Here is a 21,837-nt window from a genome sequence, read left to right on the forward strand (position 1 = left end):
GGTTCGGGGGCGGCCTCCGGGTAATCGGCGCCGGCTTCGCGGATGGGCGTCACGACCGTCACTTCGCGAGGCCGGCCGGGTCGATCTTGCGTTCCGGCGTGAAGCCGCGCAGCAGTTCGAATTTCTGGACCTTGGTGGCGCTCATCGGCCAGCTTTCGACGAACCGGACGTAGCGCGGGATCTTGTAGCTGGCGATCCGGCCTGCGCAGTGGCGCGCGACGTCCTCTTCGCTCAAGGCTTCGCCGGGGTTGAGTTCGATGAAGGCGGCGGCGACTTCCATCAAACGCTCGTCCGGCACGCCGACGACTTGCGCCATGCGGATGGCGGGGTGGGTGGCGAGGAAGCTCTCGAGTTCCACTGCCGCCACGTTCTCGCCGCCGATCTTGAGCATGTCCTTGAGGCGCCCTTCATAGACCACGCGCCCCATCGCGCCGATGCGGCCAAGGTCGCCTGTATGGAGCCAGCCCCCGGCGTCGACGGCGGCGGCGGTCGCCTCGGCATCGTCGAAGTAGCCCGCGAAGACGCCGAAGCCGCGCATGCGGATCTCTCCGGGCTCGCCGTCGGGGACGATCCGGTCGTCCGCGCCGAAGATCGCCAGTTCCATGCCTTCGCAGATCGGGCCGGAGGTTTCGAACAGGACGTCGTCGGGGTCGTCGATCTCGCTGTAGCAGGGGACGCCGGTGCCTTCGGTCAGGCCGTAGCTGTTGACGTACTTCGCCCCCGGAAACAGCGTTCCGTAGCGGCGCATCAGATCGACCGGGCCGACCACGTGGTTGATCCGCAGGTCGGACTGGTCGTAGCGGCCGAACTGCGGATGCGTCACCAGCGCCGAGATGATCGTCGGGAAGCCCGCGTACTGCACGGTCGGGCGGCGCTCGATCAGCAGGTCCATCGCCTCGTCGGCGGAGAAGTGCCCCATGCCGATGAAGCAGGCGCCCGTCGCGCGGCATCCGGCCATCGGCAGGATCGTCGACATGTGGAACAGCGGCAGCGGGTCCCAGACCCGGTCCTGCTCCGTCAGCCGGAAACGCCCCGCCATCGCGGCGCCCATCCGGCTGAGCGACCCGTGCGTGAGCATGCAGGCCTTGGGGCGCGAAGTGGTGCCCGAACTGAAGATGATGAGGCCCACGTCGTCAGGCCCGACCGCCGCCGCCCGCTCCATCACGGCGTCGGCGCCGACGCCCTCGGCGGCGGCTTCCAGCATGGCGAGGCCGGGCCAGTTGCCGGGGCGGTCGTCACCCAGTTCGATAACGCCGCGCAGCGCCGGTGCGGCTGCGACCGACAGTTCGCCCCCGCTCCATCCGGCAAGCTCGGGAAAGACCTCCCCCAGCATCGGCCGGTAGTCGCAGTGCCGCCAGGCATGGCCGCCCACGAACAGCAGGCTGATCTGCGACTTGGGGATGACGTAGGCGAGGTCGTCCGCCCGATACCGCGCATTGAGCAGAACCGCGCAGCCGCCCACCATCTCGATCGCATAGTACAGGACCACGTAGTCCCAGCAGTTGGGCGCCAGCACGCCGACGTGGTCCCCGGCTTCACCCCCAGCCCGACCAGCGACCGCGCCCGCTCGACGACTTGCGCGAAGAGTTCGGCATAAGTCGCCTCCCGCCCGTCGTAGATGAGCGCGGGACGGTCGGCGAACCGGTCGGCGGCACGGGCAAGCGTGCCGCCGACCGTCAGCGCCTGCAGCGCCGAAGAACCGTGAAGATCGAGAAGGTCGGGTTGAGGCAAGGCTGTCTCCGTGAATATGATCGGCCGCCGCTCAGGGCATGCGCCAGGTCAGCTGCAGCGCGATCGTGCGCGGCATGGCGCCGAACCCGGCCTGGTCGGCGATGCGGTTGGCGTTGGTCCCGGTGCCGAGCCCCGAGCCGGAGGCGTCGGTGACGCCGGTGACGACGAAGCGGTTGGTCAGGTTCTTGCCCAGCAGCGCCAGTTCCCAACGCTCGTCGGCGGTGCGGATGTGGATCTGCGCGTCGAGGTTGATGTACGATCCCTGGCGCGACAGCGGCGAGCCGAAGGCCGAGGTCAGGTAGCTGGAACTGTAGCGGCTATCGACCCCGAACCCGGCGGTCAGCCCGTCGCTGATGTCGGTGTCGTACTTCATCCCCAGCGTCGCGGTCCAGCGCGGCGCGGCGAAAGTGGACACGCCGTCGAGGTTCTGGCCCGGCGTGCCCGGCCGCGCCGGAGTCGTGCCGGTCGCGGGCACCGGCGGCACCAGCAGGCCGGGCGTGCAGCCGTTCGCCAGCGACTGGCCGCCGTAGCACGGCGCGATGCCGTCCCCGTAATTCGCCTTGTTGTAGTTGATCGATCCGTTCAGCCCGAACCCGCGAAGACCGCGCGGCGCATAGTCGAACTCCACCTCGACGCCGCGCGTGCGTGCCGAACCGGCGTTGACCGAGTTGTAGCTGAGCGCCGCCGAGTCCAGGTACGTCACCTGAAGATCGGTGTACTTGAAGGTATAGAGGCTGACGTTGAAGCGCAGCTGGCGGTCGAACAGCATCGTCTTGATGCCCGCCTCGAAGCCCTTGCCCTTTTCCGGATCGAAAGTGAAGAAATCCGCCTGCGTCAGCGGCGTCAGGATCGAACTGTTGGAGAAACCGCCCGACTTGTAGGCCGTCTTGTAGGCGCCGTAGACGTTGATGTCCGGCGTCACCTTCCACGCCACCGTCGCTTCGGGCGACCAGTTGGTGAACGTCTGGTTGGCCGCGAGGCGCCTGGTCACGTCGTAGTTGACGCCCGCGAAGCGCGGATTGGCGTAAGGCTGGAAGAACGTGCTGTCCTTGGTCTCGTGGATGTAGCGCACGCCGCCGGTCACCTCGATCTCGGGGATGACCTTCCAGATCAGCTGGCCGTAGCCCGACAGGGTTTCGCCGTCGGTCGTCGATTCCTTGGCATACTGGACGTAGCGATAGCCTTCGGGCGCGGCGCTGTTCTCGGCATTGGCGTTGATGACGACCTGGTCGAAGGTGCGCTTCGTGTTCTGGTAATAGCCACCGACGAGGAAGTTGAGCGGGCCGTCGAACTGCGAAAGCACGCGCAATTCCTGGCTGAACGCCTTCCACCGGCTGACTTCGCCGCCCCAGATGTTGACCGTGGGCGACGACTGGTAATCGATGTCCGCGGTCCAGTGGTTGCGGTTGAAATTGTAGTTGGTGACCGAGGTTACCGCGAGGTCGCCTAGCTGGTAGTCGATGTTGCCGGTGACGCCCCACGAACGATAATCGTTGAAGTTGTGGTCCTTCACCAGCGCGGTCTGGTCCGCGATGTCCTTGGGCAGGTCGTTCATGCGGTTGTAGAAGCCGGGCGTGCAGGCGACGCCGGGCGTCGTCGTGCTGGTGCCGCCGTCGCATGCGAACACGTTGTAGTTCCAGGCGCCGCCGTAAGTCCTGTTCCAGCCGTAGTTGGCCTTGACCGTCGCGGTCAGGTCGTCGGTCGGTTCCCAGCGCAAGGTGCCGCGCACGAGCACGTCGCGTTCGCGCGGGCCGCTCTTGCTGGGCAGGGCGGTATGCGCGGTGTTGGGGGCCACCGTGGTCGCGGTCGGCGTGTCGCGGGTGTTGTAGGTGATCGGCCCGGCGCGGTTGTCGAACAGAGACCCGAAGTCCTTCGATCCGCGTACGGCAAGGCGGAAGCCCGCCGTATCGCCGATCGGGCCGGAGACGAAGCCTTCGGCGTAGACCTTCTGCGCGTTGAATTCGTAGCCGGTGCGCATCTGCGCGGTGAAGTGGTCTGTCGGGTTGGCGGTGGTGATCGAGATCACGCCCGCCGTCGCGTTCTTGCCGAAGAACAGCGATTGGGGGCCTTTGAGGATTTCCATCGAGGCAAGGTCGAAGAACCCCTCGTTGATGGTGCGGCCCTGGCCGTAATAGACGCCGTCGACGATGACCGCGACCGACTGCTCGACGCCGATCGACAGCGAGTTGGAGCCGATGCCGCGCAAGGTCAGCTGCGCGCCCGATCCGGAGACGTTACGGCCGATCACCAGCTGCGGCGTCGCGGCGGCGATGCGTTCCAGGCTGGTGAGGTCGCGGCGGGCGATGTCCTGCGCCGAGATGACGGTGACGGCGACCGGTACGTCCTGCGCCGATTCCGCACGGCGGCGGGCGGTGACGACGATATCGTTGGCGCTGAAAGCCGGAGCGTCGCCTTGCTGCGGCGGCGCTGCGTCCTGCGCGAGCGCGGTGGTCGCACCGGACGTGACGGACAGAAATGCGGTGCCCGCGAGCAGCAGGGCACGGCACGACCTATGGTTCGTTGCTTCGATCATTTCAGGTTCCCCTCGACCAGCTTGTTTTTGCGTTTGCGCTTGGTTCGAGCCGCGATTGTGTCGTTAAATTTGGTGCGGCGGACTTAACTTATCGCGGTTTAAAATTAAGGCAACTGCCTTTTTAAATCGGGCCGATTTTGCGGATGCAGAGGGTGTTTGCGGCCATGTCAGGTCGCCTGAAGGCGCGCCCTGGCGGTGGTGTGACGCGCTTGAGTGCTGCTGGGTGCCGTTGAGTGCCGTTGAGTGCCTCCTCCCAAACCGTCGTCATTGCGAGCATAGCGAAGCAATCCAGAGCCTTTCTGCGCCGCTCTGGATTGCTTCGCTACGCGCGCAATGACGAGGTGGTCTTTTCGATCTCGAAGGTGATTCGGGACTACGACCGGCGCGCCCATTCACGGGCCTGATCGCTCGCTACCCACCGCACCGCATTGCCCACCAACTGCCGGTAATATGGGCACTCGTAAGTCTGCGTGCTGTCGCCCGGCTGGATGTAGACGAGCGGGCTGTTACCTGCCGGTTTCGCCCACGCCAGCAGTGGGTTGAGCCGGTCGGGGTGCCAGGGCTCACCTTCGCCAGCGCCAAGCCGCTGCACCGCGCGGCGGGCCGAATGGAACCGTTCGGGCGCCACTTCGTCATCAAGACAGAGCAGGGGATGGATGGCCGGATCGTCGAAGACCTGCTGAAGATACAGTTCGTCGACAAGGTCGATCCGCTCGGGGAGCCCGGCCGTGACCGGGTGCCCCGGATCGGCGATTTTCGCGGTGTAGGCCATGTCTCCAATGTAGCCGGAGTCGGGTCGCGGTGCCCCGTCGATCACGGCGTCGCGATAAAGGAACTGCCCGCCGATCGCCTCGGCATAGCGCGGCCATGCGGGCCATCCGGCGATGGCGTGATGGAGCATGACCATCCCTTTACCTTCGGCCATAAGTCCCTCGAAACCCTCTGTAAAATACGCAGGAGGTTCGATGAATCCCGGCCGCTCCGCCGCAGGGGCGCGAAAGTCCAGTCCCGGCATGTCGTAGAACAGCAGCGCGTCGTAGTGCCGCATCTGCGCGGGGTTGAGCAGGACAGCGGCGGCAGGCTGATCGACGAAAGTCGGCTCGCAGCCGATGGCGCGGAGCATGGCCTCCAGACCATCGCGCGAGAAGGCGTGGCCCTTCACGACGACGAACAGTTCGATGCGGTCCTGCTTGTCGGTCATGGGCGGACGCGGAAGCGGATCGGCAGTTCCCGCAGGGGCAGGGTCAGGAAGTTCGCCCGGTGGATCGGCTCGGTTAGCGGGCGGGCCAGTTCGATGTCGTCGAGCCGTTCGAGGATGGCGGTGACGCCGATGGCGATCTCCTGCCGCGCCAGCACGGCGCCGACGCAGAAGTGCGTGCCCGCGCCGAACGCCAGGTGGGTTCCGGCGTTGCTGCGCTCCATATCGAACATGTGCGGGCAGGCGAACTTGGCGGCATCGCGGTTGGCGGCGCCGTAGCGGACGATCACCACCGAGTCCTTCGGGATCACCGTGCCGCTCAGTTCCACGTCACGCGTGGTGCGGCGGCGCAGGCCCTGCGTGGGGCTCTCGAAGCGGATGACTTCCTCGACGAAGTTCTTGATCCGCTTGGGATCTTCGCGCAGCCGCGCCATCTGGTCGGGGTGGTTGAGCAATTGCATCATGGCGTGCCCGATGGCAGTCATCGTCGATCTGAAACCGCCGCCGATGAGCTGGCTCATCACGCTCTGCAGCTCCGCCATCGACAACGGCTCCTCGGTATCCGCATGGGCGGTGGCGAGCGCGGAAATCCAGTCCCCGGTTGGCCGCGCCCGGCGCTCCTCGAACAGCGCGGCAAGGTGGTGCTGCGCCTCCAGTTCGATGTCGGCGTTGCGCAGCAATTGCTCCTCGCTCATCACGTAGGATGCCGGGGCGAGCATGGCGTCGGCCCATGTCTTGAAGGTCGCAACCTGGTCCGACGGAAGGCCCATCTCCTCGGCAAGGATCGTGCCGGGCAGCAGCATCGCGTATTCGCTGATGAATTCGCACTCCCCCGCGCAGTAAAAGTATCGATAAGGCGGTGGGCGACGTCCTCGATATGCGGCGTCATCTCCCGCACGCGCCCGACGGTGAACACGCGGTCCACCAGCTTGCGGTAGCGACCATGATCCGGCGCATCGGTGCGTTGCAGGGTGGAAATATGCGGCCAGCCCTTGCTCTCCATATAGGCGCGCAGCTTTTCGGCATTCTCCGGTCCTTGCAACGAAGCGCGGTCCACCTTGTTGGAAAACGTCACCGGATCGGTCAACACGGCCCGCAGATCGGCATAGCGCGAGACGATGTAGAACCCCGTCTCCGGCATCCGATAAATCCCGGGCGCGTCCTGCATCGCCTCGTACATCGCAAACGGATCGCTCTGCGTCATCGGATCAAGCAGGCTGAATCCCTCAAGCCGCTCCGCCGCGCCAAGATCGGCCATCAGAATCTCTCCAGTCATGGTTTTTCTAATGTTGGATCATATGACTTAAAAAATAAAGGACTAAAGATCGAGGAGAGATTCCGTGCATTGTCGGGCCAACGATGATGCCGATATTCCTCTCATAGCGTCCACATACAAAGGGCCGGCCATCCAAACGGAAGCCCGGCAAGAACCGCCGAGTGGGTCGAAAGATAGGCGTAGCTCTGCTCGATCGTCCAGTTGTCGGCGGCGCTGGTGTAGGCTTTGTTATTGAACAGATCTCGTCAAAAATGCCTGGATCGAGGCAATGCCCAATCGAACCTACCGCGTACGTTGACCTTGTTGCATCGCTGGTCGTTGCGAGATTGGCTTGATTAGAATAGAAATCCGACTTGTAATTCCAGTCCGCTCGCGCGAACCAAGTCATGTCATCCTGACCCTTCACGTTGCCGCCAAATTGAACACCAAGATTCGCTGAGTATTTCGAGGTATTGGGCATTTCGTTCCCGCTGTATTCGGCGAATCCGGAAAGTGCAGTGATTGTTGAGCTGACGAAATCGCGAATGTTGGTGACGTTGATGGCAGCGCCACCGTCGATGCTGTCGATGCTTATGAGTTTTACCGGACGCCAAGCGAATTGCCCTCCCACACCGTAGAGGTTGACGGAGCCCAAGTTGGAATAGCCGCTCACGAAGGAAACGTACCCGATGCCGTTCGTGCAAGTGCCATTAGGCAGGGTCAGGAGGATCGAGTTGATCTGCTTGCGCCACTGCGCATAGTACGCGGCGATCGAGTAGGTCATGCTGCCGTCGAACAGCCGACCCTTGGCTCCGACTTCGTAGTTTGCCATCTTCTCGGGATCGACGGTCAGCGTCATGCCCGCATCGGCCGCGGCTTGCTGGATGGCGGCCGACTGGCTAAGGATTCCGGGAGAACTGGGCCGGATTAATGCCCTTCGCCCACGATGCATAAAGCATCAGCTCCGGCGAGACCTGATAGTTCAGGATCATACGCGGGGTGAAGTTCCTGAACGTCTCGTTCGCCAACAGCATACCCGGAGCATAAGTGCCGGCCGGAACGAACACGTCGGCGGGAACGGTAAGGCCCGAAGAGGACACATAGGAAGCGAGTTCGTCGACCTGGTAACGGCCTTCCGCGCTCAGCGCGAGGCCGTCGGTGAAGTCGCAAAAGTAGGCGCCCGTGGTCTTGCTCTGTTCCTTGCCGCCCTTGGAATAGATCGATGCCAAAGCCGTGGAGAGGCCGCTGCCGAGCCCCGAGTAGGTACGCGCATAAAGATAACTGGTACCTATGACACCGCGCAGCTTGCCGAGATCGAAGTTGAGGCGCCCTTTGGCGGACCAATCCCTGTTGTCACGTTCGATCACATAGGGAAAATCGAAGTAGCCCGATGGCGAGTAGGCGGAAGTTAGCATGGAAGTGTCGAAGCGGTCGAGATCGATCAGCGTGGAAAACTTTTCCCGGTTGAAGCCGCCGAGCACCGAAATCGAAAATCGGTCGTTCAACTCGCAGTCGAGCGTGCCGTGTGCGTGTCCGGTGTGCCGCAGTAAGCCATAGTGGTCGACCGTATTTTCCGGCGACACGACCCGATTGGTGTCCATTGCCAGTAGATTTCGGATATTCTCGGTCATTTCGGTATTGGCGGAGACGCCGTTACTGCAGCGGGGCAGCATGCCGCAGATGAACGGGTTGCCGTTGACGGTACAGTTGGCTTGGCTGGCGTAGACTACATTGCCGCTGGGATCGACAATGTTCTGGGCGCTGATGCGCGTCTGCGCGGAGGTGGGGCGTCCTCGCCCCGCGCGATCATGCCGAAGAGCTTGACGGTGAGCTTGTCGGAGGGCTTGGCGACCACCAGCAAGGTTCCGGTGGTGGAGGCTGATCCCCAGGGTCTCACCGGCGGCGTCGTTCTTCCACGACCCATTCTTGCTGAACTTTTCGACGGTAGCCCGGAAGGTCAGGGCATCGCCGATGATCGGGCCTGCCGCGCCTGGTCGAAGTTCCGATCGTTCCCCTGTCGTTGCGGCGCTATGACAGGCTGTAACTCGAAAAGGCGCAGGAGGAGCACCGTGAACTCGTTCAGGCGCTCGAGATCAGCGACGCAGCCTGGGCTCAGGCAATCATGACGACGCACATCCATCGGTCGCGCCGCGTCTTCTTCGATGGTTAGAGACGGTCGAAGACCGAACCCATGCGGGGGCTGAACAGCCGCTCGTAAGTCTTGAGCAGGTGCGTATCGGTCATCGCCGCGACTTGATCGCAGATCACGCGAAGATCGCCGTCCGACGCATTCAGGCGGTCGAGTGCATCACGCTGCAGCAGGCGGCGCGGGTCGGCGGCAAGCGCCTCGAACACGGCGACGACCATGGCTTGGCCTTTGAACTCGAGTTGCTGGACCTCGGGGCTGGTGATGACCTCGCGCACCACGAAGTCCTGCAGGGCGTCGAGGAATTCGCGGCGCGGCCCCTTGAGCGCGACGCGCCAGCGCAGGAGCGGCTCGCGAAACCCCTTGACCTCGACATATCGCGCGCCGGTCAGGAAATGGTGGACGAGGCGGCTGATGTAACGCTTGCGCGTGTTGGCGTCGCCAAACAGGTCGTCGACCATCCGCGAGAAGACGTCGTTCTCGCTCTCGCCGGGGTACTTTTCCTTCAGCGCATCGAGAAAGGAGGCGCACTTGCCGTTGATCGCGGCGGCAAATGCATCCTTGGACATCAGTCCGATCGAGATCGCGTCCTCAAGGTCATGGACGCCGTAGGCGATGTCGTCCGCCACGTCCATGATGGTGCAGTCCAGCGACTTGTGGAGCGTGCGCGCGTGCTTGCCCTCGGGGCGTTCCAGCGCCTGGAACCGGTCGCGATCGGAGGCGGAGACGGATGCGAGGATCCAGTCGACGACGTCCTGCTCGCTGTCGAAATGGCATTTGGGCGGCTTGCACGAACGCGCGTCGAGCACCCGGATCGTCGAGGTACCGGCATGGAGCGACGGCACGAGCGCCGGGTTGCGGGCAACCGACCAGGCCACCGGATACTTGAGCACGCCCAGCATCGTGCGACGGCAGAGATTGGCTCCGGCGCCGGCCGAAAAAGATTCGAGGCGAGCAAGGATGCGCAGCGTCTGTCCGTTGCCCTCGAACCCACCGGCATCGCGCATGCAATAGTTGAGGGCCACTTCGCCGCCATGGCCGAACGGGGGTGTCCGAAGTCATGCGTGCAGCCGATCGCGTGGATCAGGCTGTGATCCGGCAGCAGCGCGGTGGCGGTGTGATCGGGGAACGACTTGGCCAGTTGCCGGGCAAGCCCTCCGGCGATCTGCGCGACTTCCAGCGAGTGAGTCAGGCGGGTGCGATAGAAATCGCTGTCCCCGAGGTTCAGAATCTGCGTCTTGCCCTGAAGGCGCCGGAAGGATGCGGAGTGGATGACCCGCGCATAATCGATGTCGCCATCCTCGCGGGCGTCCTCGGCCTGCGGGTTCCAGTTTTCGCGTCGGGCGTGCCAGCTCATGCGACCGGCTATTCCAGTTGCAGCCGGGCTCGGCAAGGGCGGGGCCATCGATGGAACGGGATAATCAGTCCGTCACGAAGCGGCTATTGGCATATACCGGGTCGCCGCTCCCCCATTCGCCGATGGGGCGCAGGTCGGCATGCATTCCTTCGTTGCGGATTTCGTTCGAGGGCCGGGAATCGTTCCAGTCCGTGACGACCTGCCGACGCAGGATGCGCCACTCTCCCTCGCGGCGTTCGAGGCGATCGAGATAGCGCCCGGCCATCACGAACATCTCGTTGCCCTGATCCAGCCCGCTTCCGGCCAGCTGCCCAAAGTAGCGGCTCCCGAGCAGGGCCTCGACTATCCCGGCCCGAACCCGGCAGGCGGAATAGAGGTAGCTTTCCGCGACAGCGAAATCGCCCGAAACCTCTATGTGGATGTTGAGCAGGCAATGCGTGCCCATGGCGAAGTATTGCGTGATCTCGCCGATGATGAAGGGCACGAATTCGCTGGCGCGGCCGACATAGATGCCGTGGATGTCCTCGCCATCGGGCCAGTACACGGTCTCCATTACGGCGAGGTCGGCGCGGTCGAGGGCGCGGCAATAGCGCGTCAGCACGGCTTCCACGTCGCGCACCGCGACCAGTTCGGCAAGCCGTTCGCGCGCGGAGAGGGCGGGGATCACGGCCGGTTGGCCCACACCGGATCGCCGAGGCCACGTTCGCCAAGCGGGCGCAGGGTGGCGAACATGCCCTGATCGAGAATCTCGTTCGAGGGGTGGTTGTCGTTCCAGTCCATCACGACCTTGCGGTGCAGGATGCGCCATTCTCCCGCGCGCCGCTCGAACTGGTCGAGATAGCGCCCACCGAAGTAGAAGGTGTGGTGCGCCGGATCGAGACCTTGCCCCGCGAACATTCGCATGTAGCGCGAACCGAAGATTTCCTGCGCCTTGCTTTCCCGTACCTTGTGATAGGCGAAGAGATAGGTTTCGGTCGCGGCGCGGTCACCCGCGATCTCCATGTGCACGTTCATGAGGCCGTGCATGGTGACCTCGAACCACTCCTGGATTTCGCGCACGATGAAGTCCGCGAAGTCGGCCGCATTGCCGTCGAAGACGCCGTGGCTGTCGGTGCCGTCGGGCCAATAGACGCTGCGCATGAGGTCCACGTCGCAGCGGTCCAGTGCGCGGGAATAGCGGGTGAGAACGGCATAAATGTCGCGTCGCGCGACAAGATTCTCGATCTCGGCATCGGTGACCATAGGGCCTCTCCTATAGCGGTCGGCAGCATGCTTTGGACGCCGATCCATGTGGTCGAGGATAGGGCTTCGATAAAATAAAACAATCGTGATTGGTTATATAATTGCATGGCCGGCAACCAAGGCCCGGCGGAATGTAAGCCCGATCTTAACCATAGATTATGGAATATCGCCTAGTCGCGCCTCTGGATGGGAGGCCGCTTGTGCGTGTCTCGGGACTCAGGGGGAAGATTTCTATGGTTCGTATGGTCAGTCACGTTGCGCTGGTCTGTGCGGCTGTCATGAGCACGCCGGTCATGGCGCAGGAGCAGGCTCCCGGTGCGGCGGATGCCGATGGCGACATCATCGTCACCGCCCGCAAGCGCGAGGAACGCGCGGTCGATGTGCCGATCGCGGTCACCGCGGTCAGCGGCGCGGCGCTGGAAAAGCGCGGTGCGGCGAACCTGGCGGATTTCTTGCAGGAAGCGCCCGGCGTGGGCATCTATGACGGCGGCTCGGCGCTCGGCACGAAGATCACCATCCGCGGCATCTCGACCTCGCTGGGTGCCAACGAGAACGGATACTACCTCGACGACCTGCCGTTCACCGGCGTCACCGTGCCGCTCAGCCCGGACGTGCGCGCCTGGGATCTCGACCGCGTCGAAATCCTGCGCGGGCCGCAGGGGACGCTGTTTGGCGAGGGTTCGATGGGCGGCACCGTGCGCATCCTGACGCGCGGCGCTGACCTCGACCAGTGGGAAGCCAAGGGTCTGGGTATGGTCTCGGACACGCGCGGAGGCGGCACCAACGGGGGGCTAAGGGTGCCTTCAATGCACCTATCGTGCCCGGAGTGCTCGCCGTTCGCGTCGCAGGCACCCATGAACGCTACCAGGGCTGGGTGGACAACAGCAGCACCGGCGCAACCAACGTCAACGACCAGACTTACGACACCTTCCGTGCGAGGCTGCGCTTCGATCCCGTCGACCGCTTGTCGATCACCGGCAGCTACTGGTGGTCGAAGTCGGACTTCCCGGCGGGCGGATCTAGCGCGCGCGACGACGATCAGCAGACGCGCGGCACGGTGCCCTACAGCAAGAGCCGGATGGAGCTTTACGGCGCCACCGCCCGCTATGATCTCGGCGGGGCGGAGCTGTTCTACAGCTACACCCACAGCGATTTCGGGGTGCCGCAGAGCGGCATGTCCTCGATCGGCAGCATCGAGACGAACATCGACATCGCACTCGACGCTCACGAACTGCGCCTGGCTTCGACCGGCGACGGCCCGCTCAAGTGGACCGTGGGCGCCTATGCGCGCGATTCCCAGCGCAACGATACCGTCAAGTTCCCCGCGCGCGGCATCGACAACGATGCCCAGATCAACTCGCGCGCCCGCGCCCTCTTCGGCGAGGCGACTTATACGCTGCCCGGCATGCCCGTCGACCTGACCGCTGGCCTGCGCTACTTCGAGGACCGACTGCGCGGCTTCGAGGCGAATTCCGGCGTCGTTACCGACCAGCCGGGTGACACCTACAAGTCGTGGAACCCGCGCTTCTCCGTGGCATGGCACCCGGTGGAGAACACCACGATCTATGCCAGCGCCGCCAAGGGCTTCCGCTCGGGCCAGTTGCAGCCGACGGTGCCGCTGATCCTCGGTCCGATCTACGGCGTCGAACTGCCCGCGGCACTGAGCCAGGATCTCGATCTGGACCTATGAAGTGGGCGCAAAGGCCGAGCTGTGGGAGCGCAAGCTCTCGATTGAGGCTGCGGTATTCTACAGCGACTGGAAGGACGTGGCGGTCCGCATCCCGATCCCGGGAACGTCCTTCAACGGACTGGTCAATTCCAACGGCACCCACACCAAGGGTGCCGAACTGAGCCTCGTCGCGCAGCCGGTGCAGGGCCTGACGCTCTCGGCGGGCGGTGCTTACGTCGATGCCGAGTACACCGATGCCGTCTCCGGCACCGCCATCGTCAAGGGCTCGGCCGTGGACGACGTCGCGAAGTTCACCGCCAACGCCTCGATTGACTACGCAGCCGCGATCACCGACACTGTGCAGGCGTTCGGCCGGGTGGGCTGGCAGCACAGCTCGCCGCGCCGCAATTCGTCCTACGCCGCGTTCCTGCCGGGCGACACCATCGACCGCGTGGATGCGCGGATCGGGGTCGAGTTCGCGCAGCTGACCATCGCCCTGTTCGCCGACAACCTCACCGACGAGAACGGCGCTACCAGTTTCCGCCAAGTGCAGCAGATCGGGCCCACGAGCTTCGACATCACCTCCAACCGCCTGCGTCCGCGCACGCTGGGCGTGGAAGCCAGCTTCCGCTTCGGCGGCCCGGCGCGCTGACCCCTACCCGCCCCGCCACGAGTCCATCGCGGCGGGGCACTCTTGCGATGCGCGAAGCCCGCTATATATGGTTCATATACGAATCATATATGGAACTTTCCAATGGGCATCGTGAACATCGATGACGACCTGCACGAACAGGTCCGCCGAGCGAGCAAGGTCTCCTGCCGCTCGATCAACGCGCAGGCCGCGTACTGGATCAAGGTCGGCATGCTGTGCGAGACCAACCCCGGCCTCAGCTTCGCCGAGATCATGGAACGCGAACTTAGTTCGGCCGGGGTGTCGCCGCCAACGCTGGGGGTAAGGGCCGCGTGACCAAGACGCCTGAAGAACTGGCGCTGATGGCGCAGGCCGGGCGTCTGCTGGCCTCGGTGTTCGAGATGCTGGACACCGTATCGCTGATCGGCCGATCGACGCTCGATATCGATACTCTGGTCGAGCGGTTCATCGTCGACGACCTGCAGTCCCGCCCTGCCAGCAAGGGGCAGTACGGTTATGGTTTCGTGCTCAACTCCTCGGTCAACGACGTGGTCTGTCACGGTGTGCCGTCCTCGTCGGACGTGCTGCGAGACGGGGATATCGTCAACTTCGACATCACGCTGGAGAAGGACGGTTTCATCGCCGATTCCAGCAAGACCTACATGGTCGGCAATGTCGATCCTGCGGCGCGGCGGCTTGTGCAGGTCACTTACGAGGCTCTGTGGATGGGCATTCGCACCGTCCGCCCCGGCGCGAGGCTGGGGGACATTGGCGCTGCGATCGAGAAGCACGCCAAGCGCCACGGCTATTCGATCGTGCGCGAATACTGCGGCCACGGCATCGGCCGCGAGATGCACGAAGACCCGCAGATCCTCCACTTCGGCAGGCCGAACACCGGCATGCTGCTGCGCGAGGGCATGGTCTTCACTATCGAGCCGATGCTCAATCGCGGCCGCCGCAGCGTTTGGACCGAAGGCGACGGCTGGACGGTGCGGACGAAGGACGGCTCGCTGTCCGCCCAGTTCGAGCACACCGTCGCCGTCACCGCTACCGGCGTATCGGTGCTGACGCTGCGCTCGGACGAGCGCGAGATGGTGCGGCGCAGGAAGGCCGCCTGAACTTTTCACCAACCTCGTCATTGGCAGCGTAGCGAAGCAATCCAGGGAGGTTTAGGCAGCTCTGGATTGCTTCGCTACGCTCGCAATGGCGGAGAATGGTCATTCCCGCGAAGGCGGGAACCCATCTCCTGACGGTGCCTGTTGAAAGAGCATCAGTTGGGTCCCCGCGTTCGCGAGGATGACGACGATGTGTTGCGAGCAGGCGCCCGACACCTCACTCCTCCGGCTTCACCTCGTGGCGTTCGAGGAAGCCGAAGATGCTGTTCCACAGGTGCACGCTGATGTGCGGGCCGCGCACGGCGTGGGTCTGCCCGGGATAGAGCATCATCTCGAACGGCGTCGCCTCGCCCTGCATCTTGGCGATGAGGGTGGTGCTGTTCTCGAACACCACGTTGTCGTCCGACATGCCGTGGATCAGCAGCAGCGGATCGGCGATCTTGCCTGCATCATCCAGCGTGTCGGCCTTGCGATAGGCATCGGCGACCTTGCGCGGATCGCCCATGTAGCGCTCGGTGTAATGGGTGTCGTAGAGTTCCCACTTCGTCACCGGCGCGCCGGAGATGCCCGCAGCGTAGAGGCCGGGGTCGGCCTCCAGCATCTTGAGCGTCATGTAGCCGCCGTAGGACCAGCCGTAAGTCGCGATCTTGGCCGGGTCCACGAAGTCCAGCGTCTTGAGGTATTCGGCCCCGGCGCGCTGGTCCTGCACCTCGACGGTGCCCATGGCCTGATGGATCTGCGATCCGAAAGCCACGCCGCGATTGGCGCTGCCGCGGTTGTCGATCTCGAAGTAGATGTAGCCCTTGTCGACGATGGCCTGTGCCAGCGCGCCCTTCCATCCGCGCGTCACCGTCTGCACATGCGGGCCGCCGTAGTGCTCGAAGAACACCGGGTAGCGCTTGCCGGGCCTCAGCGGCGGAGTGATCATCATCCAGTGGAGGTCGGAACCATCCGCTGCCTTGATCGTGCCGAACGTGGTTGGGCGGTGACTGGCCAGATAAGGGCCATAGGGATGCGTGGCATCCAGCTTGTTCTCCTCCACCCAGGCGAGCCGTTTGCCGTTCTCGTCCGCGATGTAGGTCTGCGAGGGCTGGGTGGTCGAAGAGCGGGTGACGAGCACCGTCGATCCGTCCCGGCTGCCCGATGCGGCATTGGCCCAGTCTGCCTCGGTCAGCTGCTTCGGCGTACCCGGCTTCGCCAAATCGATGGCGTAAAGCTGCGGCGCCAGCACATCGTCGCGGTTGCCGAGGAACAGCACGCGGCCTTTCGTTTCGTCCACGGAAACCAACTTGGTCACCATCCACTTGCCCGAGGTCAGCTGCTGCCACTTGCCGTTCCGGAAATGGTAGAGGTGCCCGTAGCCGTCGCGCTCGGACCACCAGACGAGGCTGCCGTCCTTCAGGAAGCGGTAGTTGTCGGTGAGGTTGACCCAGCTGCCCTTGGCCGCCTCTTCGGTGAACAGGACGCGGCTCTTGCCGGTCTGCGGATCGACCGCCAGCATATCGAGGCGGGTCTGCTCGCGGTTCTGGCGCTGGACGTAGAGCATGCGCCCGTCCCGCGCCCAGTTGACGCGGGTAAGGTAGATGTCGCGGTCGGGGCCGAGGTCCACCTCGACGCGGCCGCTGCCGTCCGGCTTCATGACATGGAGCGAGACGAGGGCGTTGGGCGTGCCCGCCGCCGGGTAGCGCTGCTGGTAAGTGTGCGTGCCCTCGGCGCCGATCGCGGTGCGGGTGACCACGCCGACCGGCGCCTCGTCATAGCGCTCGACGGCGATGAGCCTGTCGTCGGGCGACCACCAGTAGCCGTCCATGCGCGCCATTTCCTCCTGCGCGACGAACTCGGCCTCGCCCCAGTGGACGGTGCCAGCGTTTTCCTTCGGGGTGATCGGCTTGTGCTCGGTCCCGCCGAGCGGGCCGACGTAGAGCCGCCCGTCGCGCACGAACGAAACGTAGGCGCCCCTCGGACTCAGCGCGGCGTTCAGCTCGTCTTCGGGAGAGTCTGTCAGGCGGCGCACAGACCCGTCGATCCCGGCGAGGTAGAGGTCGCCGTCGAGCGGGACCAGCACGGCATCGCCGCCCTCGGTCCACTCGTAGGAGATGATGCCCTTGAGACTGCCGACGCGCTGGCGTTCGCGCTGCATCTTCTCCGCCTCGCTCAGCGCGCGGCCGGAGCCGAGCTTGAGGGAATCGACCAGCATGCGCCATTCGCCATTACGGCGGTCGTAGGCCCACAGGTCGTAGCGGTCCTTGTCCTCGGCGCGGCCGCGCAGCAGCGTGATGTAGCGTCCGTCCGGAGAGACCTTGACCGCGCGCGGCTGCGGTCCATCCAGCGAGGGGCTGGCGAAGACGCGGTCGAAGGTCAGGTCTTGTACGGTTTCGGGCATGGCGGAAGCGCTCCGTTCGGCGGGGGCGGCAAAGGCGGGAAGGGCGGCAGAAGGCAGCGCGGCGAGGATGCAGGCGCTCAGCAGACGGGCTCTGTTCATGTCCCATGTCCTAATGACAGGTCCGTGCGAGGAAAAGCCATTGGCGCTGCCCCTGGCATTTCTTATGTGGAGCGTCATGCGCTTACGGGTCGGCGGGGAGACCACAGTTTGAAGAAGACGTTGGCGGTGGGCCTGTCGATGGGGCTGCTTGCGCTGGCCTGTGCCGGAAGCGCGCGTGCGCAGGACGGTGCATGGGCACCGCGCGCCCGCGCGGCTGCGTCCTATCTCGACGGGCAGTGGGGCAAGCCGGACGGCTGGGCGCAGAGCGAGGCGTGGCAACGCTTCGTGATCGTCGATGCCCTGCTCGACCATGCGCGCCGCACCGGGGACGATCGCTGGAACGCGCGCGTTTCTGCAGCGGTGCGTAATCGCTCCGGGCTCTATCTCAACGACGACGACTTGTGGGCGGTGATCGCCAACGTTCACGCCTGGCAGGTCGATCGCGATCCCGAATTGCTCGACTATGCCAGCACGACCTATCGGCGCATCGTCACCAGCTATTGGGACGATCGCTGCGGCGGAGGTATCTGGTGGGACCGCAAGCGGACGTACAAGAACGCGATCACCAACGAACTCCTGCTCTACGCCTCGACGCAGCTTTACCTCGCGACCGGCGAGGCGAGCTATCGCGACTGGGCCCTGCGGACATGGGCGTGGTTCGAAGGATCGACGATGATCGACGGCGAAGGGCTGGTGAACGACGGCCTCGATGCCGCCTGCCACAACAATGGCCAGCCGCGCTTCACGTACAATCAGGGCGTGCTACTGGGCGGCCTGAGCGACCTCACCCGCATCACCGGCGATCCACGGTATCGCATGCTTGCGGTCAGGACGGCGCTCGCGGCTACCCGCAAGCTGTCCAACCCCGGGGGCATCCTGCGTGAGCCGGTGCCCTCGATCGGTGCGGACGGGCGCATGTTCAAGGGCGTGTTCGCTTTTCATCTCGGGCACTTGCTGGACGACCTGCTCGACGGGCCGGAGCGCGGAGAACTGGCTGCATGGGCCGGCCGCAATGCAAAGGCGGTCTGGACCCTCAGCGATTCCGGGGCGAAAGCCATCGCCGGTGACTGGTCCGAGGCGGCATCGCAGACGGATGCGGCAGCGCAGACTTCGGGCCTTGCCATGATGCTCGCTGCCGCGGGAGCAGGGCGGGAAAGTGCTTCAGGGCATTCCGGTGCTGATCGCTAGGTTCAGGACCCTGGGATTTGATCCCGAGGGGCGGTTTGTCATAAGACGTCCGCAATGGACGCAAACGATATCGCACAAGGCATCCGCCAGTTGACCCCCGCCAGCGCGAGCGGCGCGAGCGGATACAGGCGGCGACGTTCGCCCTGCTTGCGCTTCACGGCGGTGAAGCGCTGTCGATGCGCATGATCGCGGAAACCGCAGGCGTCGCCGAGCGTACGCTGTTCAACATCTACGGGTCTAAGGATCGCCTCTTCGCCTTCAACGCGCGGGAGCGCAGCGAGGAAACCATCGCCCAAGCCCATGAAGAGGGCGGTGAGGGCTTCGGCTTCTTCGAGGTGCTACCGAGCCGATTGGCCGAAAAGACCTTCGAGGCGCCCGAACTCGCGCGGGCGTTCGGGTCCATCCTCGTCGAGCACGCGGACATGGTCGGCCTGCCGGACGTCTACGAGCGCTTCGCCGGGGAGCGCTGAAAGTCATGCGGGCAGAGGGGCTCGTAGCCATCGACGACATCGCCACCGTGTCGCGCTTCGTGTGCATGAGGATGGTTGGCACCATCGTGCTCTGGGCCAAGCGCGAAATACCGGACGATGCGCTCGAAACGCACTTGCGGCTCGCGATCTGCCAGGTGCTGCTGCCTTACGCGGAAGCTCCACTGGCGGCGCAGTTGAGGGACCGGGCGCGGGCACTGACCCGCGCGCTGACCAGGGTAGTTACACCCGCCTAGCATTTATTGCAGTCCACTGCATTTTTTAATGAGGATACGTTCCGCCTGGTCTCGAATACGAGGCACCCGGGGGCGACCAAGTCAGAACAGGCCCTTTCCGGTTCAAGGGGAAAGGAGCTTTCGATGTCTGGAGAGGCAGCACGAACCGTGCGTACCGCGCTCATGGCGAGCATTGCCATGTCGGCTTTCGCATTCACATCCGCAAATGCTCAGGAAGCGGTCGTAGCGCCGCTGCCAGCATCCGCTGCGCAGGAGCATACCGAAGGCGGTCTCGGCGACATTGTTGTCACCGCGCGCCGCCGGGCGGAGAGCCTGCAGGACGTGCCGGTCGCCGTCACCGCGCTGACCGCCGAAGTGCTTGAACGCTACGACATGACCAGCTTGGAGAAGATCTCCACGCAGACGCCGCAGTTCACGATCGGCCGCGCCTCGAACGGCTCGGGCGCGCAGCTGACCTTGCGCGGCATCGGGTCGTCCTCGACCTCCATCGGTATCGAGCAGTCGGTCGCGGTCGTCGTCGACGGCGTCTACTACGGCCAGGGCCGCGTCATCAATGAGGGCTTCCTCGACCTTGAGGGCGTGGAAGTGCTCAAGGGGCCGCAGTCGCTGTTCTTTGGCAAGAACGCCACCGCCGGCGTGATTTCGCTGCGTACCGCAGACCCCACATCCAGCCCCGAATTCAAGGCCAAGCTGGGCTATGAGTTTCGCGCCAAAGAGCTGGTCGGCGAGTTCGTCGGATCCGGCCCGATCACCGATACGCTGGGCGTGCGCGTCGCCGTGCGGGCATCGAACATGTGGGGCGGCTATTTCAAGAACGGCGGCATCGACAAGACCTACAATACCTTTGACGTCGCCACCGGCGTGACGACGCCGCACTTCGCACCGGCCTATGACGGCGACAACCCCGGCAACAAGGAACTGCTCGGCCGTGTGACGCTGGTATGGGATCCGGGGAACGACTTCAAGTTCACGCTGAAGGCGAACGGCTCGACCTCGAAGAACAACAACAATTCGTGGAATTACGTCCCCTTCGGATGCGCAACGGGGACGTATTCGCTGAACCCGGCGATCAAGTGCGGCAAGTCGTTCACCGTCTACCAGAACTATTTCCCGGAAGACCTTGCCGGTACAAACCCGTGGTCGCGTGACGACGGCGCGCTGTACAACACCTACAAGAGCTGGGCGGTCACCGGCACCGCCGAATACGCGATGGACAACGTTGATCTCACCTGGGTCAACAACTTCAACCGCAACGTCAACCAGTGGGCGTGCGACTGTACCTTCGTATCGAGCGATCTGGCCGCCGCGCCTTCGTCCGAGCGGTCCATCTACCACGCATTCTCGAGCGAGTTGCGCGCCCAGACCAGGTTCGACGGGCCGATCAACCTCCTCGTCGGCGCGTATTACCAGAAGACCCATCGCAACCACCGACAGAGCGGGTCGTTCGGCAACATCGAGGATCTGACCGCCCCGGCCGAATATCGCTACCTCGGCTATTTCAAGCATTCCGAAACCCATGGTGAGACGCTGTCCGCCTATGGGCAGACGACCTGGAAGATCCTGCCGACGCTCGAGGCTGCCGTCGGCGTTCGCTACATTCACGAAACCAAGGACAGCTATCTCATCCAGCCTTACGTGAATGCCGCGTTGCAAGGGATCTTCCTGCAGGATACGCCCATCAACGCGGACCAGACCTTCAACAACTGGTCGCCCGAAGCGACGCTGACGTGGAAGCCGACGGACGACGTCACCGTCTACGGTGCCTCCAAGACCGCGTACAAGTCCGGTGGGTTCTCCAACTCCGGCTTCGTCAGCGCCAGCACGGTTCCCAGCGACGTCGCGTTCGCCCCGGAGAAGGCGCGCGGCTTCGAAGTCGGCATCAAGTCCAAGCTGCTCGACAACCAGTTGCGCCTGAATTTCGACGTCTACAGCTACAAGTACGTCAACCTGCAGGTCGACTTCTTCAACTCGCAGACGTTCGCCTTCATCACCACCAACGCCGGTGCCGCCCGGACCAAGGGTGCGGAACTGGAGTTCGAATTCGCACCCTACGCCGCGCCGGGCCTCAACCTGCACGGATCGATCAACTACAACAAGGCGCGCTACCTCAACTACATCGCACCCTGTTATGGTGGTCAGTCGGTGGCGCAAGGCTGCGACACTACCTTCCAGGGCGCACCGGGTCAGGACCTGAGCGGGGCTCCCACCGCAGTCGCGCCCAAGTGGACGGGGTCGCTGGGCGTCGGCTATGAAACCGATATCGGCGAGGGCACCAAGCTGGGTGCCACGATCGACACGCGCTATTCCAGCACCTACCTTGCCTCCAGCTTCGCGCATCCGTTCTCGCGTCAGGCGAAGTACCTGACCGTGGACGGCACGATCCGCGTGAAGTTCAACGATGAACGCTTCGAACTGGCGCTGATCGGCAAGAACCTCACCAACCAGTTCATCGTCGGCGGTGCGATCGACGCGCCGAACACAGGTACGACCGGCGTTGCCGATCAGATCGGCTTCGTTAACCTGCCCCGCACGGTGCAGTTGCAGGCCAGCGTCAGGTTCTGACCCA

The 21,837-nt window shown here is 64.2% G+C and carries 19 protein-coding genes and 2 pseudogenes; 9 read left to right on the forward strand and 12 right to left on the reverse strand.

The window, feature by feature from the left end; translation table 11 throughout:
• Positions 1-58: 58 nt before the first annotated feature.
• The 11 genes and pseudogenes from KZO24_RS19640 to KZO24_RS19690 form a co-directional block, all read right to left on the reverse strand.
• On the reverse strand, positions 59-1,747 hold the full coding sequence (locus KZO24_RS19640) for an AMP-binding protein (RefSeq protein ID WP_486487732.1): 1,689 nt from the start codon (positions 1,745-1,747) through the stop codon (positions 59-61).
• Between the two features lie 15 nt (positions 1,748-1,762).
• Complete coding sequence (locus tag KZO24_RS19645) at positions 1,763-4,264, reverse strand: TonB-dependent receptor (RefSeq protein WP_486487573.1); 2,502 nt, start codon at positions 4,262-4,264, stop codon at positions 1,763-1,765.
• Positions 4,265-4,637: 373 nt separating this feature from the next.
• On the reverse strand, positions 4,638-5,465 hold the full coding sequence (locus KZO24_RS19650) for a ThuA domain-containing protein (protein WP_271182895.1): 828 nt from the start codon (positions 5,463-5,465) through the stop codon (positions 4,638-4,640).
• Positions 5,462-6,265, reverse strand: coding sequence for a cytochrome P450 (locus KZO24_RS19655; protein WP_486487574.1), 804 nt, complete (start codon positions 6,263-6,265; stop codon positions 5,462-5,464). The genes KZO24_RS19650 and KZO24_RS19655 overlap by 4 nt, the downstream gene beginning before the upstream one ends.
• A complete protein-coding gene (locus KZO24_RS19660; protein ID WP_486487575.1) occupies positions 6,157-6,738 on the reverse strand; it encodes a hypothetical protein in 582 nt (193 codons plus the stop codon). The genes KZO24_RS19655 and KZO24_RS19660 overlap by 109 nt, the downstream gene beginning before the upstream one ends.
• Positions 6,739-6,745: 7 nt before the next feature.
• The gene (locus tag KZO24_RS19665; protein ID WP_486487576.1) at positions 6,746-7,576 is read right to left on the reverse strand and encodes a hypothetical protein; all 831 of its coding nucleotides are present in this window, start codon (positions 7,574-7,576) and stop codon (positions 6,746-6,748) included.
• Positions 7,577-7,616: 40 nt separating this feature from the next.
• Positions 7,617-8,348, reverse strand: a complete 732-nt coding sequence (locus KZO24_RS19670) for a TonB-dependent receptor domain-containing protein (protein ID WP_486487577.1) — start codon at positions 8,346-8,348, stop codon at positions 7,617-7,619.
• A gap of 535 nt (positions 8,349-8,883) precedes the next feature.
• Positions 8,884-10,220, reverse strand: a pseudogene (locus tag KZO24_RS19675) (anti-phage deoxyguanosine triphosphatase).
• A gap of 64 nt (positions 10,221-10,284) precedes the next feature.
• Positions 10,285-10,902 carry a nuclear transport factor 2 family protein gene (locus KZO24_RS19680; RefSeq protein WP_271182889.1) on the reverse strand — a complete coding sequence of 206 codons (618 nt, stop codon included), beginning with the start codon at positions 10,900-10,902 and terminating at the stop codon, positions 10,285-10,287.
• Positions 10,884-11,462, reverse strand: a complete 579-nt coding sequence (locus tag KZO24_RS19685) for a nuclear transport factor 2 family protein (RefSeq protein WP_271182888.1) — start codon at positions 11,460-11,462, stop codon at positions 10,884-10,886. Before KZO24_RS19685 ends, KZO24_RS19680 begins: the two co-directional genes overlap by 19 nt.
• Positions 11,463-11,712: 250 nt before the next feature.
• Complete coding sequence (locus tag KZO24_RS19690; RefSeq protein ID WP_486487578.1) at positions 11,713-11,940, reverse strand: hypothetical protein; 228 nt, start codon at positions 11,938-11,940, stop codon at positions 11,713-11,715.
• Between KZO24_RS19690 and KZO24_RS19695 the strand changes: the two are divergent.
• The 5 genes and pseudogenes from KZO24_RS19695 to map all read left to right on the forward strand — a co-directional run.
• Positions 11,843-12,097: pseudogene (locus KZO24_RS19695) on the forward strand (Plug domain-containing protein); the annotation flags it as partial. The gene KZO24_RS19690 and the pseudogene KZO24_RS19695 overlap by 98 nt on opposite strands.
• 182 nt (positions 12,098-12,279) lie before the next feature.
• Complete coding sequence (locus KZO24_RS19700) at positions 12,280-13,152, forward strand: TonB-dependent receptor domain-containing protein (RefSeq protein ID WP_486487579.1); 873 nt, start codon at positions 12,280-12,282, stop codon at positions 13,150-13,152.
• Between the two features lies 1 nt (position 13,153).
• Positions 13,154-13,783, forward strand: coding sequence for a TonB-dependent receptor domain-containing protein (locus KZO24_RS19705; RefSeq protein ID WP_486487580.1), 630 nt, complete (start codon positions 13,154-13,156; stop codon positions 13,781-13,783).
• Positions 13,784-13,885: 102 nt separating this feature from the next.
• Positions 13,886-14,098, forward strand: a complete 213-nt coding sequence (locus tag KZO24_RS19710) for a ParD-like family protein (protein ID WP_271182886.1) — start codon at positions 13,886-13,888, stop codon at positions 14,096-14,098.
• Positions 14,095-14,880: a type I methionyl aminopeptidase gene (gene map, locus KZO24_RS19715; RefSeq protein WP_271182885.1), complete on the forward strand. Its 786-nt coding sequence runs from the start codon at positions 14,095-14,097 to the stop codon at positions 14,878-14,880. Before KZO24_RS19710 ends, map begins: the two co-directional genes overlap by 4 nt.
• A gap of 214 nt (positions 14,881-15,094) precedes the next feature.
• On the opposite strand, the gene KZO24_RS19720 is transcribed toward map, so the two are convergent.
• Positions 15,095-17,359: a S9 family peptidase gene (locus KZO24_RS19720; RefSeq protein WP_486487581.1), complete on the reverse strand. Its 2,265-nt coding sequence runs from the start codon at positions 17,357-17,359 to the stop codon at positions 15,095-15,097.
• 108 nt (positions 17,360-17,467) lie between these two features.
• Between KZO24_RS19720 and KZO24_RS19725 the strand changes: the two genes are divergently transcribed.
• The 4 genes from KZO24_RS19725 (at position 17,468) to KZO24_RS19740 (ending at position 21,833) form a co-directional block, all read left to right on the forward strand.
• A complete protein-coding gene (locus KZO24_RS19725; protein ID WP_271182883.1) occupies positions 17,468-18,547 on the forward strand; it encodes a glycoside hydrolase family 76 protein in 1,080 nt (359 codons plus the stop codon).
• A gap of 176 nt (positions 18,548-18,723) precedes the next feature.
• On the forward strand, positions 18,724-19,017 hold the full coding sequence (locus KZO24_RS19730; protein ID WP_486487582.1) for a hypothetical protein: 294 nt from the start codon (positions 18,724-18,726) through the stop codon (positions 19,015-19,017).
• A gap of 5 nt (positions 19,018-19,022) precedes the next feature.
• Positions 19,023-19,271 carry a hypothetical protein gene (locus KZO24_RS19735; RefSeq protein ID WP_486487583.1) on the forward strand — a complete coding sequence of 83 codons (249 nt, stop codon included), beginning with the start codon at positions 19,023-19,025 and terminating at the stop codon, positions 19,269-19,271.
• Between the two features lie 123 nt (positions 19,272-19,394).
• Entirely contained in the window at positions 19,395-21,833 is a 2,439-nt protein-coding gene (locus KZO24_RS19740; protein WP_486487584.1) for a TonB-dependent receptor, read from the forward strand.
• The last annotated feature ends 4 nt before the right edge of the window (positions 21,834-21,837 follow it).

The organism is Novosphingobium sp. NFX11, assembly GCF_057376415.1.